The following is a 19,639-nucleotide window of genomic DNA, read 5'->3' as shown; positions in this document are numbered from 1 at the left end:
CACGCATGGGAGAGCGGCCCGTCGCGCCCGCCGCACCCGAGCTCGTCCTCGAGATCGACGGGGACGCAACCGTCATGAGTCCGAGCCGGGTTTACCGCATCGGGCGCGACCCCACCAGCGACATCGTGCTCGCGGACGACCGGACGTCCTGGCACCACGCGGTCCTGCGGGCCGTAGGCGGCCACTGGACGCTGGAGGACGAGGGCAGCACGAACGGCACCTTCGCGGACAGCCACCGCGTGGCTCTGCGCGACGTCGGCCCCGGCACGGTCATCCGGTTCGGGCATCCCGGGGACGGCCCGTGCGCCGTCCTCTCCGACCCGGTGGCGGCGCCCCCGGTCGAGCCCGGGCCCCCGACACCGGCGCCACCACCCGTACCGCCCCCCGAGCCACCGACACCCGTCCCTCCCCCGGTGCCCGCCCCGGAGCCGCCGGCTCCCGCGCCGCCGCGGACCCCGCCACGGCCCTCCTCGGTCTCCCATCCGGCCGCCACCGGCACCTTCCGGCAGCCCACCTCCGTCCGCCCGCTCCCCACCCGGACCGTGCGCATCGGCCGTGGGCCGGACAACGACCTGGTCGTCGACGACCTCGTGGTCTCACGCCGCCATGCCGAACTGCGGGCACAGCCGGACGGGACGTACTGGATCCACGACCTCGGCAGCCACAACGGCACCTTCCTCAACGGCCGTCCCGTGGCCAGCGCCCGCGTGACCCCGGACGACATCGTCGGCATCGGACACTCCGCGTTCTGCCTCATCGGCGGCCAGCTCGTCGAGTTCACCGACACCGGTGAGGTCTCGCTCGACGTGCAGGATCTGGCGGTCACCGTCGACCGCGGCCGCAAGACGCTCCTCGAGGACGTCTCGTTCCCCGTCGGGCAGAAGTGTCTGCTCGCCGTCGTCGGGCCGTCCGGCGCGGGCAAGTCCACCCTGCTCGGCGCACTCACGGGTCAGCGCCCCGCCGACCGCGGCACGGTGCTGTACGACGGGCGGGACCTCTACCGGGACTACGCGGAGTTGCGCCAGCGCATCGGGCTCGTCCCGCAGGACGACATCCTGCACCTCCAGCTCACGGTACGGCGGGCCCTCGGATACGCCGCCGAGCTGCGTTTCCCCGAGGACACCGCGGACGCCGAACGCCGGGCCCGGGTCGACGAGGTCATCGGCGAACTCGGCCTCCACGAGCGGGCGAACCAGCCCATCCACAGTCTCTCCGGCGGTCAGCGCAAGCGGGTCAGCGTGGCCCTCGAGCTGCTCACCAAGCCGTCGCTGCTCTTCCTCGACGAGCCGACCTCCGGCCTCGACCCCGGCATGGACCGCTCGGTGATGCACATGCTGCGCGGGCTCGCCGACGACGGCCGTACGGTCATCGTCGTCACCCACAGCGTGCTGAGCCTGGACGTCTGCGACCGGCTGCTGGTGCTCGCGCCGGGCGGTCGGATCGCCTACTACGGGCCGCCGAACGACTCCCTCGGCTACTTCGGGTACGCGCAGTGGCCGGAGGCGTTCGAGGCCTTCGAGAACGAGCGCGACCGCGACTGGGCGGGCCAGTACAGCTCCTCCCGCTTCCACCGGCAGTACATCGCCGACGCGATGGCCCGGCCGGGCCCGCCCCGCTCCGGAGCGGTGCCGGAACCCGGGCCCCCGCCCAAGGCGCAGAGCTGGGGCTCCCAGCTCCGTACGCTGGTGCGCCGCTACACCGCCGCCCTGGCCGCCGACCGGATGTTCCTGGCCATCATGGTCGCCCTGCCGTTCATCATGGGGGCGATGGCCCGGGCTCTGTCGGAGGGCAGCCTCAACCCCGAGTCGACGCTGAACGTCCTGCTCATCCTCTGTGTCGGCGGTGTCCTGACGGGAGCCGCCAACGCGGTGCGCGAGCTGGTCAAGGAGCGCACGATCTACCGGCGGGAGAGAGCCGTCGGCCTGTCGCGCTCCGCGTATCTCATGTCGAAGGTCGTGGTGCTCGGTCTGATCACCATCGTCCAGGCGATCGTCCTGACCCTGGTCGCGCTGATCGGCGTGCCGCTGAACGTGCCGGACGGCAAGGGCGTGCTCTTCCCGCCGCTCGTGGAGCTCACGCTCGCGGTCGCGCTGCTCTCCTTCACCGCGATGATGCTCGGTCTGTTCGTCTCCGCCCTGGTGCGCAAGGAGGAGGTGACCATGCCGCTGCTCGTCCTCCTCGCCATCGTCCAGGTGGTGTTCTGCGGGGCGCTGCTCACGGTCCACGGCGCACCGGTCCTCGAGCAGCTGGCGTGGCTGGTGCCGTCGCGGTGGGCGTTCGCGGCGATGGGCGCGACCATCGACATCGGGAAGACGGCTCCGAGCGAAAAGACGACGGATCCGCTCATGGACCACACCCTGGAAGCGTGGCTGTTCGACATGGGGATGCTGGTCGTGCTCTGTCTCGTCCTCGGCTTCGCCGTCGCGCGGCTGCTGCGGCGGCACGAGCCGGTGATCATGCGCAAGTGAGCAGAGAGGCAGGCGCCGATGGGTATCCCGGTCACTCCCCCGGTACCGGAGTACGTGCCGGACTTCCGGCCGACGCATGTCGTGCCGCGCGACGGTCTGCCCGCCTGGGAGGCGCCGGATCCGGGCATGCCCACGGTGCCGCTCGACGCGTTCCTGCCCGTGGAGCTCATGCAGCGGGTCGGCGACTGGGGGCAGATCCTCTGCTCGAACGGCTGGGCCGCCTGGGTCGACGCACGGCTGCTCGTCTCCGTCCCCGTGGATCCGCCGGAGGCCCGTCAGCCGCTCGCAAGGACCGCCGACCCGCGGCCGCTGATCGCCCGGGCGGAGGAGTCGCTGGGCCGTTTCCGGCGGGCCGCGGAAGAGCTGGCGACGGGCCGGGCGGACCGGGACACGTTCCGGCGGCGCACGTTCGGGCTGCGGGTCGGGATGGTGGTCGACGGCGAGTCGCTGTGGCTGTACGACGGGGAGCACGAGCGCTGGGTGTACTGCGACGGGGTCGGGCTCAGTACGTACGCGGCCTCGGCCGGGCCGTCGGCGGCCGCCGCCGTACCGATGGGTGAGGAGACCGGCGCCGGGCACCAGCCGACCCGGGTGGTGCCACGGTTCGACGAGCCCGAGGGGCCTCAGCGGCACGAGGAGGACGCACCGCCGAGCGAACCGGCCGGTCCACCGCCCACCCGGGTCGTGGACATGGAGGACGCACCGCCGAGCGAACCGGCCGGTCCGCCGCCCACTCAGGTCGTGAACATGGAGGACGCACCGCCGAGCGAACCGGCCGGTCCGCCGCCCACTCAGGTCGTGGACACGGAGGACGCACCGCCGAGCGAACCGGCGGGACCGCCACCCACCCGGGTCGTGGACGTGACGAACCTGCCGGGTGAGGACTGATGGCCGGCGCGACCCGGGACACGGATCTCCCCGTCGGCCGGGAATCGGGGCTCGTCGGCAAGCAGATCGCGAGCTACGTGGTGGAGGCCGAGATCGGCCGCGGCGGGATGGCGGTCGTGTACCGGGCGCGCGATCTGCGCCTCGACCGGACGGTGGCCCTGAAGCTCCTCGCCCCCGAACTGGCCCGCAACGACACCTTCCGCAAGCGGTTCGCGCACGAGTCGCGGGTGGCGGCGGCTATCGACCATCCGCACATCGTGCCGGTCTTCGAGGCGGGCGAGACGGAGGGTGTGCTCTACATCGCGATGCGGTACGTCCCGGGGCAGGACCTGAGGGCGCTCCTGGACCGTGAGGGCGCGCTGCCGCCGGTGAAGGCGGGGCGGATCGCCGTCCAGGTGGCGTCCGCGCTGGACGCGGCGCACGCGCACGATCTGGTGCACCGGGATGTGAAGCCGGGCAACATCCTGGTCGCCGAGGGCACGGACCGCGACCATCCGGAACATGTGTATCTCACGGACTTCGGGCTCACGAAGAAGTCGCTGTCGCTGACCGGCCTGACGACGGTGGGGCAGTTCGTGGGCACGCTCGACTATGTGGCGCCGGAGCAGATCTCGGGGAAGCCCGTGGACGGCCGGTGTGATGTGTACAGCCTGGCGTGCGTGGTCTACGAGACGCTCTGCGGGGTGCCGCCGTTCCGTCGTGACGACGACATGGCGCTGCTCTGGGCGCATCAGTACGATCCGCCGCCACCGCTCTCCTCGGAGCGGCCGGAACTGCCGGAGGCCGGGGACGAGGTGCTCGCGAAGGCGCTGGCCAAGGCACCGGAGGAGCGGTACGGGACGTGCCTGGAGTTCGTCACCGCGCTGCGGGCGGCGCTGGAGCGGGGTGCCACCGGTCCGGGCGGCGGTGGCGGCGGGGTCGGCCTGGAGCCGCCGACCGCTCCGCTCCCGCCGCCGGCATGGGCACGACCGGTGTTCCGCGAGCCGTCCTGACGCCGGGTCTTACCGTCCTCACGCCGGGGAGCGGGCACGGGCGGGGCCTCAGCGCCTGCGGGGGTCCACCTTGCCGGTGGCCGTCTCGCGGGTCTCCACCTCGCCGCGGCGGTGGACGGGGGAGGCGAGCAGGCCGCCGAGGAAGCCCGCGACGAGACCCCAGAGCAGGGCGAGGCCGGCCGTCAGCCAGACGTGGGGCCGGAGCACGACCTGGCCGCCGAGGGATTCGAGCTCGCCGATTCCGAGGATGGAGAGCCCGAACCGCGCCTCGACGAGCGTGACGGGGGCGATGACCAGCATGGTCAGGCCGAAGGCGATCCCCATGCGGAGGGCGTGCTGCCAGAGCCGCGTGCGGGCGGGCGAGCGGACGGCCGCGAGGAAGGACACGGCCAGCACCAGGACGGCGGCCACGGGGAGCAGCCACCAGGCCCGGGAGTCGTACGAGGTGAGGGAGGAGAGGTCCACGGTGGAGAGGCCTGCGGTGTCGGTGCGCAGCACGGCGTCGAGGATCGGGGGCATGGGTAGCCCGAACGGCCCGTCGACCGTGCCCTCCCAGGAGCCTCCGATGCCGACGCCGAGGGCGAGCCAGCTGACGTTGGGCAGGCCGAGCAGGATCACGGCCCAGGTCTCGGCTGCGTGCCCCCTGGTGGTGGCCACGACGATGCCGATGACCAGACCGACGACGACGTACGCGAGCACCAGGAGCAGCATGGAGTGCGCGGCCGGGCGTACGGCTTCCTGATAGCGGACGAGGCGGGGCGGCAGCGGGCTGCGCGAGACCAGCAGGGCGATCAGAAGAACGCCGAGGATCCACAGGAGCCCGAAGCCGAGGGTGGCTCCGATGTCGGTGCGAAAGCCGACGGTGGGGTCCGCCGCGTCGAGGAGTTCGCCGAAGAGGTCGGACATCGTGTCCTGACTCTCGCCGCCGCCGATCGAGACGGGGAAGTCGTGCTGGGCGACGGCCGATACGCAGGCCAGGGCGGCCAGCCAGAGCACGACGGTACGGCCGACCCGGGCGAGGAGATCTCGGGTGCCGGCGACGGCGTGGTGGCGGAGCGGGAGCAGGAAGCAGATTCCGGTGACCAGTGCGCCCACCAGGGTGACGGTGAGCGGCATGGCGGTGAGATCGGCGTTGGTACCGGCGAGCGCGCCTGCGTCGCCGGAGAGGTCGATCTGTCCGCCCGCGGCCATGACGACGACCGCGGCGACAACGCCGGCGAAGCCCCCGGGGAGGTCGGCGGCGCCCGCGGCCCAGAGGCCGAGTGCGGCCACGACGGCCATCGCGAGGAGACCGGCGAGCACGGCGCCCAGGGCCTCGCCCCAATGGCGGGCGAGTTGCTGGGCGCCGTGCGCCGGTCGGGACGTGGTGGGGAGCTGGCTGCTCACGCTGTCCACGCTAGTACCGGCGGGTGCCGTCCGCTTGCGGGCGGAACGGGTGCGCCGCACACAATGGGCGCGGAACGGAAGAAAGGGAAACAACGTGACTTCCCACCCGCCGTCCGGCCGCCCCTCGGTTCCCCCTTCAGGTCCGCCTTCGGGTCCCCTCTCGGGCCCGAGCACCAGTCCGGGGGCGGCCGGCCCCCCGCCACCCCCCGATCGGCCGCACGACGGCTCGGGGGGCGGTCCCGGCGGCCCTGGCGGCCCTGGCGGCCCCGGTGGCGGCGGCACGAGCGGGGGCGGCGAGGGCGGTGGTGCGGGCGGCGGTCCCTGGTGGCGGTCCGTCCCCAAGGTCGCCTCGATCACGGCCGTCCTGGTCGCCGCCGTCGCGCTGGTCGTCGTCCTCACCCGCCCCGACGGCAACGGCGGCGACACCGGTGCGGGCGGCGGTGAGGTGTTCCTGCAGAACGCCTCCGCCTCGGGACCCGACCCGTTCACCAAGTCCACGGCGCGCGCTGACGCCGCCTCCCAGTCGGCGGAGCCACTGCCCAGCCCGACCAAGTCCGTGGACGCGAACACCACGCGCAGCGTGAACGGTTCCTCGGCGGGCCTGTACGGCGGTTCACGGAACACGTCGAGCTGCAACGTCGAGCAACAGGTCCGCTACCTGGCCGAAGAACCCGCCAAGAACGCCGCCTTCGCCTCGGTTCTCAAGATCGGGGCCGAGGAGGTCCCGGGCTATCTGCGCTCCCTGACGCCGCTTCAGCTCCGGGTCGACACCCGTGTGACCAACCACGGCTACCGGAGCGGCTCCCCCACCTCGTACCAGGCGGTGCTCCAGGCCGGCACGGCGGTGCTGGTCGACGACCGAGGCGTGCCACGGGTGCGCTGCGCCTGCGGCAACCCGCTGACGGAGCCGATCGCGCAGAAGTCACCGAAGACGACCGGTACCGCCTGGTCGGGCTATCAGCCCACCCAGGTGATCGTCGTGGCGCCCTCCGTGACCGTGGTGAACATCTTCATCGTCTACGACCCCGAGGACGACGGCTGGTTCGCGCGCGAGCCGGGCGACACGGGGAGGCAGGACAAGCCGACCACCCCGCCGACGGCTCCCCCGTCGCCCTCGATCTCGGACTTGACCGGTTCCCCCACGACCACACCGCCGTCGCCCGTGCCGTGCGTGACGGTGACGGGTGGGGAGACTCCGACGCCGAGTGGCACCGTCACGCCGACACCGTGCCCCTCCGACTCCGCCTCCACGTCCTCGCCGGCCCCGCAGTCACCCGATTCGCCGAGCCCGCCGTCGGAGCCGGCGACGAACGGGACGACCGACGGCACGACGGACGGCACGACCGACCAGTCGGCCTCGGTGGAGGGTCCTCAGACCTCCGTCAGCGCCCCGCTCGCCCCCGGCTCGGTGCCGGGGTCGCGACCGCGGCCCGAGCCCGGGGCTCAGCCGGTCATGTGACCGACCGGGCCCCGCGGCCGACGCCCGCCCTCCGGGATGACCAGCGGCGTGCCGGCCACCGGGCAGGTGATGACGGCGGCGGGCAGGTCGAACACGTCGCGGACCAGCTCGGGAGTGACGATCTCGGTGGGCGGTCCGGCGGCCACGACCCGCCCGTCCCGCATGGCGACGAGGTGGTCGGCGTAGCGGCAGGCCAGGTTGAGCTCGTGCAGCACCATGACGACCGTACGGCCGTCGGCGCGGTTGAGTTCGGCGACGAGTTCGAGGACGTCGACCTGGTGGGCGAGGTCGAGATAGGTCGTGGGCTCGTCCAGGAGCAGGACGGCGGTGTCCTGGGCCAGTGCCATGGCGATCCACACGCGCTGGCGCTGGCCCCCGGAGAGCTCGTCCAGGCTCCGGGCGGCCAGTTCGGCGGTGCCGGTGGCCTCCAGGGCACGGTCCACGACGGCGTCGTCGGCGGAGGACCACTGCCGCCACCAGCGCTGGTGTGGAGTGCGGCCGCGGGCGACGAGATCGCGGACGGTGATGCCCTCGGGGGCGGACGGGCTCTGCGGCAGGAGGGCCAACTTCAGGGCGAGTTCGCGCGCGGGCAGACCTGCGATGTCCTCGGCGTCGAGGTGGACCGCGCCCGCGGTGGGCTTGAGCAGCCGGGCCAGGGCACGCAGGGCGGTGGACTTGCCGCAGGCGTTGGGGCCGACGAGGGCGGTGACCTTGCCGGCGGGGAGGTCGAGGTCGAGGTTCTCGGCGACGACGCGGTCGCCGTAGCCGAGGTGGAGGCCGGTGCCCGTCAGGGCCGTGGCTCCGGTCGCGGTGGTCGTGGCGGTCATGTCAGCCTCCCTGTCCCGCGCGGTTGGCGCGGGCGAGCAACAGCAGCAGGTACGGGGCGCCGACGGCGCCGGTGACGATGCCGACGGGCAGTTCCACGGGCGAGAACAGCAGCCGTCCGGCGAGGTCGGCGAGGAGGAGCAGGGCGGCGCCGGTCAGTCCGCTGAGGACGAGCGGGACGCCCGCGGTGCCGGCGATCCTGCGGGCGATCTGCGGGGCGCCGAGGGCGATGAAGGCGATCGGCCCGGCGGCGGCGGTGGCGAGCGCGGCGAGGCAGGTGGCGAGGATCAGCAGGCCGATCCGGGCGCGGTGCAGCGGGATGCCGAGTCCCATGGCCGTGTCGTCGTCGAACTGGAGGAGTTGGTACGGCCTGGCCAGGGCGAACGTGAGGGGGAGGAGGACGAGCAGGGCGAGTCCGGCCCATTGGACGTGTTCGTAGCCGCGGCCGTTGAGGCTGCCGGTGAGCCAGACCATGGCGCGGGAGGCCTGGTCGATGTCGGCGCGGGCGAGCATCCAGCGGGTGAGGGCGACCAGGGCTCCGTTGGCGGCGATGCCGACGAGGACGAAGCGGTAGCCGGTGATGGTGCCACCGCGGTAGGCGAGGGCGTAGATCACGGCGGCGGTGGCCAGTGCGCCGGCGAGCGCGCCGAGGGGGACGGCCCCGAAACTGCTCGCCCCTGCGGCGGTCACGCCGCCGAGGAGGATGGCGCCGACGGCTCCCGCGCCTGCTCCGGCGGAGATGCCGATGAGGTCGGGGCTGGCGAGCTGGTTGCGGGTGATCGCCTGGTAGACGGCGCCGGCGACGCCGAAGGCGATGCCCACGAGGAGGGCGGTCAGGGCGCGGGGCAGCCGGAGTTCACGGACGATCAGGTCGGCGTCGCCTGAGCCGGTGCCCAGGAGGGCGCCGATGACGTCGGGGACGGGGATCGCGAACGTACCGAGGGAGACGGAGGCGACGAGTCCGGCGAAGGCGGCCAGCGCGAGGGCGGTGGCGGTGAGGGCGATCCGGGGCCGTATCCGTACGCCGACGGGCCCGAGTTCGAGGCGCGTCATCGGGTGTGCTCCTTGAGCTTGCCGCGCTTGACCAGAAGCGCCAGGAACGGGGCGCCGATCAGGGCGGTGACGACACCGGCCTGAAGCTCTCCGGGGCGGGCGACGATGCGGCCGACGACATCGGCGCCGAGCAGCAGGATCGCTCCGCCGAGGGCCGAACAGGGCACGAGGCGGCGGGCGTCGGGGCCGGTGAAGGCGCGGACGACATGGGGCACGACGAGTCCGACGAAGGTGACGGGGCCGCAGGCGGCGACGGCCGCGCCGGTGAGCACGATGACGGCGACGGCGCCGAGCGCGCGGGTGACGACGACCTTGGTGCCGAGCGTCGCGGCGAGGTCGTCGCCCAGTGCGAGGGCGTTGAGCCGTCCGCCGAGTGCGAGGGCGAGGAGGAGGCCGGCGGCGACGAACGGCAGGATCTGGACGCCGAGTCCGGCGTCGCGCCCGGCGAGCGAGCCGACGGCCCAGGAGCGGTACTGGTCGAGGGTCCGGACGTCCAGCAGCACGAGGGCGTTGGTGAACGCTTCGAGCAGGACGGTCACCGCCGCGCCGGCGAGGGCCAGTTTGGCGGGGGTCGCGCCGCCGTGGCCGGTGCCGCCGACCGCGTACGCGAGGAGTCCGGCGAGCGCGCCGCCGACGAAGGCGAACCAGACGTACTGGTAGGAGCTGGTGAGCCCGAACATGCCGATGCCGGCGGCGACGGCGAAGGCCGCTCCGGCGCTGACGCCGATGAGTCCGGGGTCGCCGAGCGGGTTGCGGGTGATGTCCTGGGCGACGGCGCCCGCGGCGCCGAGCGCGAGACCGGCGAGCAGCCCGAGCAGGGTGCGCGGCATCCGCAACTCCCGTACGACGACGGCATCTCCGTCCGTCGATCCGCCGAGTGCGGCGAGCACGTCGCCGAGGGGCACGGATTTGGTGCCGATGGCGAGCGAGGCGCAGACGGCGAGGGCGAGGAGGAGAGTCAGGGCGAGCGGCGCGAGGACCCCGCCCCGGCGCGCGGGTGCGGAGCGGGGCGGCGGACCCGGCGGGGGTGTGGTGGCGGCGGCCGCCGCGGAGGACTTCACAGGCACGCGCCTCAAGCTAAGTGACGCCTTACCTGGCAGGCACCCCCACCCCCCGTGTTCGGCCGGTGGCAGTCTGCCGCTATTCTCGCCCATGACTTACAAAGGCAAGGCTTCCCTAAGCTTTGTTTGATCTTGGAGGAACCCCGTGACCACCCTCAACAGGCGTCGCTGGACCCAGCGGTTCGGCGCTTTCGCCCTCGCGGCAGCCCTGACCGCGGGTCTCACCGCGTGCGGCGGCGAGAGCGGCGACAAGCCGTCCAACTCCGCCTCCTCCGACGCCAAGGCGGACGCGGGCTTCCCCCGCACGATCGAGCACGACAAGGGCAAGACCGAGCTCAAGGCCAAGCCGAAGCGGATCGTCGCGCTCGACAACAGCCTCGTCGAGGCCGTCGTGGCCCTCGACCGGCCGCTGGTCGGCGGCATCGGCTCGTACCGCGACCAGAAGGGCTTCCCGGCCTACCTGGGCGACGCCGTCAAGGACACCAAGGACGTCGGCCCGCTCGACAGCCCGAACCTGGAGCAGATCGCCCTGCTCAAGCCGGACTTGATCGTCTCGGCCACCGTCCGCCACGACGAGCTGTACGAGAAGCTCAGCCAGATCGCGCCGACCGTCTTCGTAAAGACCACCGGCCCGATCTGGAAGGAGAACGTCGGCCTGCTCGGCAAGACGCTGGGTGAGGAGAAGGCGGCGACCGAGAAGATCGCCGCGTACGAGACCCGCGCCAAGAAGATCGGTGACGCGATCAACGCCAAGGCGGGCAAGCCCACCGCCTCCGTCGTCCGCTTCCTCGACGGCCCGACCCGGATCTATCTGCCGGCCACCTTCACCGGCATCATCCTCTCGGACATGGGCATCGCCCGGCCTGCCAACCAGCAGGACCCGAAGGAGTTCAACATCGAGATCAGCGAGGAGCAGATCGCCCAGGCGGACGCCGACGTGATCTTCTACACGACGTTCTCGGGCGGCGAGGAGCGCAAGGCGAAGTTCCTCGCGAACCCGCTGTGGAAGCGGCTGAAGGCCGTCAAGTCCGGCCAGGTGTACGAGGTCAAGGACGAGGTCTGGATGACCTCGGTCTCGCTCCAGGGCGCGCACATGGTCCTCGACGACATGGCCCGCCTCTTCAAGGTCGACCCCGCCAAGGCGTAACCGGCCGCTCCGGCACCGCCCCCAGCTCCATATCCGACCCCGTACCGGCTCCGTCCGGTACGGGGTTTTCGGCGCTCCGCCGCAGCGCCCGCGCCTCGCCCGGCAGCAGCACGGGCCCCGGAACGATCAGGACCGGACAGCGTCCCCGGTGCAGCACGGAGCGCAGTACGGAACGCAGCACCGGCCTCGGACGCCACCGTCCGAGCCGGCCCCTGCCGGAGGACCTGCCGAGCACCAGCAGGTCGCCCGACAGGACGGCGGCGGCGCACAGTGCCGCGACCGGGGCGTCCCTGACGACGCGTCGTACGACACGGAGATCGCCGGGTACGGCCCCGAGGGCCTCTTCGAAGGCGCGGTCGAGCCGCAGCCGCGCCGCCTCGCCCCACATCCGCTCCCAGGCCCGGTCGGGGGCGCGGGCGAACAGCGCCTCGCCCTCGGGCGGCTCCCACGCCAGGACCGCGAGCAGTTCGGCCTCCTCACGCCGGGCGAGGGCGGTCGCGTGGCGCAGCGCGGCCAGCGAGGCGAGCGAGCCGCTCACCCCGACGACGATCCTGCGGCCGTCGCTCCGGGTGTCGCCGACGCTCACGCCGGCTCGCAGGGACGCGGCCGGGCCGCGGCCATCGGGGCGCGCCGAACGCTCTCCGGGCTTTCAGTTCCCCTGCGGTGGGCCACCGCCGCCGCCAGTCGACGGATCCAGGTGCCGATCGGCAGGGGCTCCGCCGCCCGCTCCTCGGCCCTGCGCTGGAACATCCTCTCGTCACGGTCGGTCAGTTCTCGGGACATCTGCCGTCTCCTCTCAGGCACCGGGTGGTACGACCACCAGGCCACTGAGAAGGAGTCTGTAGGCTTATTGGCCTGGACAGCAGAGCCAATGAGGAGTGATTGGCATGGCAGAGGGTCGAGTGGTCCGCACTGTGGTCCACACCGCGGACCGCACACTGACGGGCCGCCAGCTGGCAGCGCTGCTCACCCGGCCGCCGGAGGGCAGGTTCGGCTACCGGGAGCTGGCCCGGGCCATCCGGGAGACCCTCCTCGACGGACGGGTCGCGCTGCGCATGCGGCTGCCCGCCGAGCGCGAGCTCGCCACCGCGCTCACGGTGAGCCGTACGACCGTCACCGGCGCCTACGACCTGCTGCGGGAGAGCGGGTACGCGCACAGCCGACGGGGCGCGGGCACCTGGACGGCGCTGCCGGACAGTCAGGCGCCGATCAGCCTCGCCACGTTCCACGGCCACTCCGACGCCTCGATCGATCTGGCGCTCGCCGCCCCGGAGGCCCCGGTCGACGAACTCGCCGATGCGCTCGCCGTGGCCTCGGCCGAACTGACGCGCTACGCGCGGGCCCAGGGGTACCACCCCTTCGGACTGCCGGAACTGCGCGGCGCCATCGCCGACCGCTACACGCGGCGCGGGCTGCCGACCCGGCCCGAGCAGATCCTCGTCACGACCGGGGCCCAGCAGGCCGTGTCCCTCGCCCTGGCGCTGCTCGGCGGCCCCGGCGACCGGGCGCTCGCCGAGAACCCCTCGTACACCAACGCCCTGGACGCGATGCGCGGCCGGCGGCTGCGCATCACCCCCGTACCGGTCACCGAGTCCGGCTGGGACAGCGGGCTGATCGAGGCGGCGCTGCGTCAGACGGCGCCCCGACTCGCCTATCTGATCCCCGACTTCCACAATCCGACCGGGCATCTGATGCCGGACGCGCAGCGCCGTGAGGTGGCGCGCTCTGCGCACGCCACCGGTACGTGGCTCGTGGTCGACGAGACGCTCGCCGACATCGCCCTGGACGTGCCGGCGCCGCGGCCCTTCGCGGCCGCCGCTGGGCCGGGGCACGGCGAGCAGATCATCAGCGTCGGCTCGCTGAGCAAGGGCTGCTGGGGCGGGCTGCGGGTCGGCTGGGCCCGGGCGTCGGCGCGGGTGATCACCGAGCTGGCGCGGGTCCGGATCACCGCCGATCTGGCGGGGTCGGTCCTCGACCAGCTGGTCGCCGCCGAGCTGATCTGCCGTCTGGACACCATCCTGCCGCGCCGCGCGGAGGAGCTGCGGCTGCGCCGCGAGGCGCTGGCGACGGCGTTGGCGCGCCATGTCCCGGAGTGGCACTGGACCCTGCCGCCCGGCGGGCTGTGCCTCTGGATCGACCTGGGCCGTCCGATCGCCTCCTCGCTGGCGGGCCGGGCGCTGCGTCATGGGGTACGGGTCGAGGGCGGCGCCCGGTTCGGGGTGGACCCGGGCACCCACGAGCACCGGCTGCGCATCCCCTTCGCGCTCCCGGTGGACGTGTACGACACGGCGGCGGAACGTCTGGCGGCGGCCCTGGCGGGTGCTCCGGCGCGGATCTCGGACCCGGATCTCCCGGACTGGGTGGCCTGAGGCGACCGGCCGGTGGGCCGGCCGCGGGGGCGGCGGGACCAGGCGGCCTCGCCCGGGGCCGGGCTGCTCGGCACGGCGGCCGGGAAGCCTGGCCCCGGTCCGGCCCGGGGAGAAATCCGGATGCCCGGGTCCCATAGTGCGTGTACGGTCCACCGAGTGGAACCTCTCACCGACCAACAGATCCGCTCGTCGTTCGTGAACTGCACGAAGGGCGAGGCGAGCAGGCTCAAGCTGCCGCTGGACTTCGCCGAACTCCCCTGGCAGGACCTCGACTTCCTCGGCTGGGTCGACCCGGGCGCGCCGCTGCGCGCCCACCTCGTCGTCCCCCGCGAGGAGGGTCCGCTCGGCATCACCCTGCGGGTGCCCGCGACGAGCCGCACCAGCGCGGTCAAGTCCAGCCTCTGCCAGGTCTGCCTCACGGGGCACGCCTCTTCAGGTGTGACCCTGCTCGCGGCGCCCCTCGCCGGCAGCCGCGGGCGCGAGGGGAACACGGTCGGCATCTACGTCTGCGCCGACCTGGCGTGTTCCCTCTACATCCGCGGCAAGCGGCAGCCCAAGCTGCGGGCCGGACGCCAGGAGGAGTCCCTGACCGTCGACGAGCGGATCCGTCGGACGACCGCCAACCTCGACGCCTTCCTCGCCAAGGTGACGGCGGGCTAGCGCCTGCCGCTCGGATCGGGTCGGATCAGCGGAAGGCCTGTTCGCCCGTGAGCGCCTTGCCGATGACCAGGGAGTGGACCTCGCTGGTGCCCTCGTAGGTGAGCACCGACTCCAGGTTGTTGGCGTGGCGCATCACCGGGTACTCCAGGGTGATGCCGTTCGCGCCCAGGATCGTGCGGCACTCGCGGGCGATGGCGATGGCCTCGCGTACGTTGTTCAGCTTGCCGAGGCTGACCTGCTCGGGCGTGAGGGTCCCCGCGTCCTTGAGGCGTCCCAGGTGGAGCGCGAGCAGCATGCCCTTGCCCAGTTCCAGGGACATGTCCGCGAGCTTCGCCTGCGTCAGCTGGTAGGAGGCGAGGGAGCGTTCGAAGACGATACGGTCGCCGGCGTACGAGATGGCCGTCTCCAGGCAGTCGCGGGCGGCGCCGAGGGCGCCGAAGACGATCCCGAACCGGGCTTCGTTGAGACAGCCGAGCGGTCCGGACAGGCCGCGCGCCGCCGGGAGCATCGCGTCCGCCGGAAGTCGGACGTCCTCCAGGACCAACTCGCTGGTCACGCTCGCGCGCAGCGACAGCTTCTGCTTGATCTCGGGGGCGCTGAAGCCGGGGGTGCCGGCGGGCACCAGGAAGCCGCGGACCCCTTCGTCGGTCCGGGCCCAGACGACGGCGACATCGGCGACCGAGCCGTTCGTGATCCACATCTTGGTGCCGTTGAGCACCCAGTCGCCGCCGTCCCGCTTGGCGCGGGTGCGCATGGATCCGGGATCCGAGCCCGCGTCCGGCTCGGTGAGCCCGAAGCATCCGATGTACTCGCCGGCCGCCATGCCCGGCAGCCACTGCTGCTTCTGCTCCTCCGAGCCGTACTTCCAGATCGCGTACATGGCGAGCGAGCCCTGGACGGAGACCAGGCTGCGCAGACCCGAGTCGACGGCTTCCAGCTCAAGACACGCCAGGCCGTACGCGACGGCGTTGGTGCCCGCGCAGCCGTAGCCCTCCAGGTGCATGCCGAGCACACCGATGCCGCCCAGCTGCCGCGCGAGCTCGCGGGCCGGGATCGCGCCCTCCTCGAACCAGTCGGCCACGTGGGGGCGCAGCTCACGGTCCGCCATGGCCCGGACGGTCCGACGGATCTCCCGCTCCTCGTCGGTCAGCAGTCCGTCGATCGCGAACAGATCGAAGGGGTGGACGGCGGACGACTTCGACGCGTTCGGCGACTGCGGCGACTGCGGCGACTGCTTCACGGACGGCCTCCAGGCTGGTGCGGCTACTCGGCGTGCCGAAGCGTAGCGGGAGATCGGATTTTGGATCCAGTATTGAATATCTGATCTCCGATGCGTACGTTCCCCCTGGATCCGATCGCCGGGCGGAGGAGAGCGGTATGCACGCAGGTCACCAGGGGACGCCCGGCCCGGGCGCCCTGTCCGGGATCGTCGTCGCCGACTTCGGCCGGGTGCTGGCCGGCCCGTACATGACGATGCTCCTGGCCGACCTCGGCGCCGACGTGATCAAGATCGAGCGGCCCGAGTCCGGGGACGACACGCGCGCGTGGGGCCCGCCCTTCGCGGACGGCGAGGCCACCTACTTCCTCGGGGTGAACCGGAACAAGCGCTCCGTCGCCCTCGACCTGACCGACCCGGCGGACCGGGAGACGGCCCGCGCGATCGTCGACCGCGCCGATGTCCTGGTGGAGAATTTCCGGCCCGGCACGATGGAGAAGCTCGGTCTCGGATACGAGGACGTGCGGGGCTCGAACCCCGGGCTCGTCTACTGCTCCGTGACCGGTTTCGGCGCCGCCGAGGGCGCTCACCTGCCCGGCTACGACCTGCTCGTCCAGGCCATGGGCGGCCTGATGAGCGTCACCGGCGAGGCCGGCGGCCAGGGTACGAAGGCGGGGGTGGCGCTCGTCGACGTGATCACCGGACTCCACGCGGGCCTCGGTGTCCTCGCCGCCCTGCGCCACCGGGAACGCACCGGGGAGGGCCAGCGGGTCGAGGTCTCGCTGCTCACCTCACTGCTGTCCGCGCTCACCAATCAGTCGGCCGCCTACCTCGGCGCGGGAGTCGTCCCCCGTGCGATGGGCAACCGGCACCCGAGCATCGCTCCCTACGAGGTGTTCGAGGCCAAGGACCGGCCGCTCGTCCTCGCCGTCGGCAACGACCGTCAGTTCCGGACGCTCTGCGCCCGGCTCGGGCTCTCCGGGCTCGCCGAGGACCCCCGTTTCGCCACCAACACCGCCCGCGTCGCCCACCGCGAGGAGCTGCTCCAAGCCCTGGCCGCTCCGCTCGCCGAGCGGACGGCCGACAGCTGGTTCGAGGAGCTCACCGCCGCCGGGGTGCCCTGCGGACCGATCAACGATCTCGCCGCCGCCTTCGACCTCGCCGACCGCCTCGGCCTGGAACCTCGCGTCCCCACCGAGGCCGCGGGCCCAGGCCAGGTCGTCCACCCGATCGCGTTCGGCGCCACGCCGCCCGCCTACCGCGCCGCTCCACCGCGCCTGGGCGAGCACACCGCGTCCCTGCTCACCGAGCTGGGACTGCTCCCCCGCAAGCCGTAGGAAGATGTACGGATCCGGCGCCGCGGGACCGCGCGCGCCGGCCAAGGAACCGAAAGAAGGTCACAGGCGATGAGCAGCGCTGTGCAGAAGCGGCGGCCGCCGACCGCCCAGCAGTTCGTCCTGGAGGAGCTGCGGCGCGCCATCACCACCGGTGAGCTGCGGCCCGGCGGCCAGATCCGCCAGGACGCGCTCGCCGCCCGGCTCGACGTCAGCCGGGTTCCGCTGCGCGAGGCCCTGAAGACCCTGGAGGCCGAGGGTCTCGTCGTGCACCACATCCACCGGGGCTACTTCGTCGCGGAGCTGTCCCTCGCGGATCTGGAGGAGATCTACCGGATCCGGGAGCTCCTCGAGACGGAGGCGGTCCGCCTGGCCGTCGCCCGCGGCGAGGACGGACTGGTCGCCACGCTGGAGAACATCCAGCGCGAGGTGGAACGGGCCGCCGACGCCGGGGACGTGACGGCGATGGCCGCGGCCAACCGTCGCTTCCACTTCACCCTGATCGAGGCGTCGCGGATGCCCCGGCTGGTCCGGCTCATCGGCACGCTGTGGGACGCCACCGACGCCTACCGCTCGCTCTACTACACCGAGGTACCGAACCGGGAGCTGGCCGTGCGCGAGCACCGGGCGGTCATCTCGGCGGTGCGCCACGGCGACGAGCACGCCGCCGTGCGCGAGCTGAGCGCGCACCGGGCCCACGCGGTCGCGGCGTTGCGAGAGGTCCTGGACCTGGAGTGAGCCTGAGGGGGTCGGGGGAGCCCGGAGTCAGCCGGGAGCGAGCCCGGAGCGACGCGGAAAACCGGATGCCCGGCCCGTACCGATTCCCTAGCCTCGACGCCATGGATCACGGACGCCTGCTGAACATCGTCGACGTCGAGGCGACCTGCTGGGAGGGGAAGCGACCGCCGGGAGCGGTGAGCGAGATCATCGAGATCGGCCTCACCGTCGTCGACCTGGACGCGGGCGAGCGGATCGCCCGCCACCGCGTGCTGGTCAAGCCCGCGCGTTCGACGGTCAGTTCGTTCTGTACGGAGCTGACCGGACTCACCCAGGCCGAGGTGGACACCGGTCTGGATTTCGCCGCCGCGTGTCGCCTGCTCGCCGTCGAGCACGCCACCGGGGTCCACCCGTGGGCCAGTTGGGGCGACTACGACCGCAATCAGTTCACACACCAGTGCCGGGTGACGGGTACGGCGTACCCCTTCGGACATCGCCACACCAACGCCAAGGCCGTCTTCACCGAGGCGAACGGCCTGCTCAAGCGCCCTGGCATGGCACGCGCGCTGGAGATCGCGGGGCTGCCGCTGGAGGGCCGGCACCACCGGGGCGAGGACGACGCGTGGAACATCGCCGCGCTGGTCCTGCAGCTGAACCGGCGCGGCGCCTGGCCCGCGTAACCGGCTCGAAGGATTGACAGGGTCATCACATCTCACCATTCTGAGAGCGCTCTCAGCTTCCTCACGACCCCCACCCCGAGGAGCCCTCCGCCATGCCTTCCCGCCATCGACGCAGGCTCACCCTGCTCGCCCCGGTCACCGCCGCCGCCCTGATCGGCACCGCCGTCACCGTCGCGGGCCCCTCCCCCGCGGTCCGGGCGGCCACCACCCCGGCAGCCGTGCCGGCCGCCGTCCCCGCAACGATCCCGCTCACCTTCAGGAACAATTCGGGCCGCGCCGAGCAGGTGTACGTCTACAACCTCGGCACCGAACTGTCCACCGGCCGGCAGGGCTGGGCGGACGCGAACGGCACGTTCCACCCCTGGCCCGCCGGGGGCTCCGTCCCCGTCCCCGCCCCCGACGCCGCCATCACCGGCCCGGCGAACGGCGGTTCGATGACGATCCGTCTGCCGAAGTTCTCCGGGCGGATCTACTTCAGCTACGGCCAGAAGCTCGTCTTCAAGCTCGCGACGGGCGGCCTCGTACAGCCCGCCGTGCAGAACCCGAGCGACCCCAACCGGAACATCCTCTTCAACTGGTCCGAGTACACGCTCAACGACGCGGGCCTCTGGATCAACAGCACCCAGGTCGACATGGTCTCGGCCCCGTACGCCGTCGGCGTCAAGCGTCCCGACGGGACCATCGCCACCACGGGCAGGCTCAAGCCCGGTGGCTACAAAGGCTTCTTCGCCGCGCTCCGGGGCCAGCCGGGCGGCTGGGCGGGCCTCGTCCAGACCCGGAGTGACGGCACCGTACTGCGTGCCCTCGCGCCGGGCCACGGCATCGAGGCCGGCGCGCTCCCGGCAAGCGTCATGGACGACTACATCAACCGCGTCTGGGCCAAGTACGCCGGCTCGACCCTGACCGTCACCCCCTTCGCGAACCAGCCGTCGGTGAAGTACTACGGCCGGGTCTCCGGCGACGTCATGAACTTCACGAACAGCGCGGGGGCCGTCGTCACGTCCTTCCAGAAGCCCGACTCGGACAGCGTCTTCGGCTGCTACAAGCGGCTCGACGCCCCGAACGACCAGGTCCGGGGCCCCATCTCCCGTACCCTCTGCGCCGGCTACAACCGCTCCACCCTGCTCTCCAACCCCAACCAGCCGGACGCCTCGTCGGCCGGCTTCTACCAGGACACGGTGACCAACCACTATTCGCGCAAGATCCACGCTCAGATGGCGGACGGCAAGGCGTACGGCTTCGCCTTCGACGACGTCGGCGCACACGAGTCCCTGGTGCACGACGGCGATCCCCGGCAGGCGTACGTGACCCTCGACCCGTTCGACTAGTCGCCCGCCGCCCGACCCCCCGCGTTCCGCGGCCGTCACCCGGCTCCGTGTGAGGG

The 19,639-nt window shown here is 72.6% G+C and carries 18 protein-coding genes; 11 read left to right on the top strand and 7 right to left on the bottom strand.

The window, feature by feature from the left end:
• Window positions 1-5 precede the first annotated feature (5 nt).
• The 3 genes from ABZ939_RS25530 to ABZ939_RS25520 are packed head-to-tail and all read left to right on the top strand — an operon-like array spanning window position 6 to window position 4,348.
• Complete coding sequence (locus ABZ939_RS25530; protein ID WP_361859482.1) at window positions 6-2,468, top strand: FHA domain-containing protein; 2,463 nt, start codon at window positions 6-8, stop codon at window positions 2,466-2,468.
• Window positions 2,469-2,486: 18 nt separating this feature from the next.
• Window positions 2,487-3,356 (top strand): hypothetical protein, encoded by an 870-nt coding sequence (locus ABZ939_RS25525; RefSeq protein WP_361859480.1) that lies wholly within the window; start codon window positions 2,487-2,489, stop codon window positions 3,354-3,356.
• Window positions 3,356-4,348 carry a serine/threonine-protein kinase gene (locus tag ABZ939_RS25520; RefSeq protein WP_361859477.1) on the top strand — a complete coding sequence of 331 codons (993 nt, stop codon included), beginning with the start codon at window positions 3,356-3,358 and terminating at the stop codon, window positions 4,346-4,348. The genes ABZ939_RS25525 and ABZ939_RS25520 overlap by 1 nt, the downstream gene beginning before the upstream one ends.
• A 48-nt stretch (window positions 4,349-4,396) precedes the next feature.
• On the opposite strand, the gene ABZ939_RS25515 is transcribed toward ABZ939_RS25520, so the two are convergent.
• Complete coding sequence (locus ABZ939_RS25515) at window positions 4,397-5,743, bottom strand: streptophobe family protein (protein WP_361859475.1); 1,347 nt, start codon at window positions 5,741-5,743, stop codon at window positions 4,397-4,399.
• 85 nt (window positions 5,744-5,828) lie between these two features.
• Between ABZ939_RS25515 and ABZ939_RS25510 the strand changes: the two genes are divergently transcribed.
• On the top strand, window positions 5,829-7,193 hold the full coding sequence (locus ABZ939_RS25510; protein WP_361859472.1) for a DUF6777 domain-containing protein: 1,365 nt from the start codon (window positions 5,829-5,831) through the stop codon (window positions 7,191-7,193).
• Here the strand turns inward: ABZ939_RS25510 and ABZ939_RS25505 are convergent.
• From ABZ939_RS25505 to ABZ939_RS25495, 3 genes are read right to left on the bottom strand one after another with little or no spacing between them, the layout of a single operon-like run.
• The gene (locus tag ABZ939_RS25505) at window positions 7,178-8,020 is read right to left on the bottom strand and encodes an ABC transporter ATP-binding protein (protein ID WP_361859469.1); all 843 of its coding nucleotides are present in this window, start codon (window positions 8,018-8,020) and stop codon (window positions 7,178-7,180) included. The genes ABZ939_RS25510 and ABZ939_RS25505 overlap by 16 nt on opposite strands.
• A gap of 1 nt (window position 8,021) precedes the next feature.
• Window positions 8,022-9,071: an iron chelate uptake ABC transporter family permease subunit gene (locus ABZ939_RS25500; RefSeq protein WP_361859467.1), complete on the bottom strand. Its 1,050-nt coding sequence runs from the start codon at window positions 9,069-9,071 to the stop codon at window positions 8,022-8,024.
• Entirely contained in the window at window positions 9,068-10,132 is a 1,065-nt protein-coding gene (locus ABZ939_RS25495; RefSeq protein WP_361859688.1) for an iron ABC transporter permease, read from the bottom strand. Before ABZ939_RS25495 ends, ABZ939_RS25500 begins: the two co-directional genes overlap by 4 nt.
• Before the next feature lie 145 nt (window positions 10,133-10,277).
• Here ABZ939_RS25495 and ABZ939_RS25490 point away from each other — a divergent pair, with 145 nt between their 5' ends.
• Window positions 10,278-11,279 carry an iron-siderophore ABC transporter substrate-binding protein gene (locus tag ABZ939_RS25490; protein WP_361859464.1) on the top strand — a complete coding sequence of 334 codons (1,002 nt, stop codon included), beginning with the start codon at window positions 10,278-10,280 and terminating at the stop codon, window positions 11,277-11,279.
• On the opposite strand, the gene ABZ939_RS25485 is transcribed toward ABZ939_RS25490, so the two are convergent.
• Both ABZ939_RS25485 and ABZ939_RS25480 read right to left on the bottom strand, forming a co-directional pair.
• Window positions 11,254-11,865, bottom strand: a complete 612-nt coding sequence (locus tag ABZ939_RS25485) for a universal stress protein (protein ID WP_361859461.1) — start codon at window positions 11,863-11,865, stop codon at window positions 11,254-11,256. The two genes, ABZ939_RS25490 and ABZ939_RS25485, sit on opposite strands and share 26 nt — an antisense overlap.
• The gene (locus ABZ939_RS25480) at window positions 11,862-12,062 is read right to left on the bottom strand and encodes a hypothetical protein (RefSeq protein ID WP_361859458.1); all 201 of its coding nucleotides are present in this window, start codon (window positions 12,060-12,062) and stop codon (window positions 11,862-11,864) included. Before ABZ939_RS25480 ends, ABZ939_RS25485 begins: the two co-directional genes overlap by 4 nt.
• Before the next feature lie 104 nt (window positions 12,063-12,166).
• Between ABZ939_RS25480 and ABZ939_RS25475 the strand changes: the two genes are divergently transcribed.
• Both ABZ939_RS25475 and ABZ939_RS25470 read left to right on the top strand, forming a co-directional pair.
• Window positions 12,167-13,648, top strand: a complete 1,482-nt coding sequence (locus ABZ939_RS25475) for a PLP-dependent aminotransferase family protein (protein ID WP_361859455.1) — start codon at window positions 12,167-12,169, stop codon at window positions 13,646-13,648.
• 156 nt (window positions 13,649-13,804) lie between these two features.
• On the top strand, window positions 13,805-14,308 hold the full coding sequence (locus ABZ939_RS25470) for an FBP domain-containing protein (protein WP_361859453.1): 504 nt from the start codon (window positions 13,805-13,807) through the stop codon (window positions 14,306-14,308).
• Window positions 14,309-14,333: 25 nt separating this feature from the next.
• Here ABZ939_RS25470 and ABZ939_RS25465 read toward each other — a convergent pair whose 3' ends face one another.
• A complete protein-coding gene (locus tag ABZ939_RS25465; protein WP_361859685.1) occupies window positions 14,334-15,479 on the bottom strand; it encodes an acyl-CoA dehydrogenase family protein in 1,146 nt (381 codons plus the stop codon).
• A 206-nt stretch (window positions 15,480-15,685) separates the two neighbouring features.
• Between ABZ939_RS25465 and ABZ939_RS25460 the strand changes: the two genes are divergently transcribed.
• The 4 genes from ABZ939_RS25460 (at window position 15,686) to ABZ939_RS25445 (ending at window position 19,583) form a co-directional block, all read left to right on the top strand.
• The gene (locus ABZ939_RS25460) at window positions 15,686-16,861 is read left to right on the top strand and encodes a CoA transferase (protein ID WP_361859451.1); all 1,176 of its coding nucleotides are present in this window, start codon (window positions 15,686-15,688) and stop codon (window positions 16,859-16,861) included.
• A gap of 69 nt (window positions 16,862-16,930) precedes the next feature.
• On the top strand, window positions 16,931-17,596 hold the full coding sequence (locus ABZ939_RS25455; protein ID WP_361859448.1) for a GntR family transcriptional regulator: 666 nt from the start codon (window positions 16,931-16,933) through the stop codon (window positions 17,594-17,596).
• A gap of 101 nt (window positions 17,597-17,697) precedes the next feature.
• The gene (locus ABZ939_RS25450; protein WP_361859445.1) at window positions 17,698-18,255 is read left to right on the top strand and encodes a 3'-5' exonuclease; all 558 of its coding nucleotides are present in this window, start codon (window positions 17,698-17,700) and stop codon (window positions 18,253-18,255) included.
• Between the two features lie 92 nt (window positions 18,256-18,347).
• On the top strand, window positions 18,348-19,583 hold the full coding sequence (locus ABZ939_RS25445) for a glycoside hydrolase family 64 protein (RefSeq protein WP_361859442.1): 1,236 nt from the start codon (window positions 18,348-18,350) through the stop codon (window positions 19,581-19,583).
• The last annotated feature ends 56 nt before the right edge of the window (window positions 19,584-19,639 follow it).

This window comes from Streptomyces sp. NPDC046712, assembly GCF_040645695.1.
GTDB lineage: Bacteria > Actinomycetota > Actinomycetes > Streptomycetales > Streptomycetaceae > Streptomyces.
This window is presented reverse-complemented; position numbering and strand designations above follow the sequence as displayed.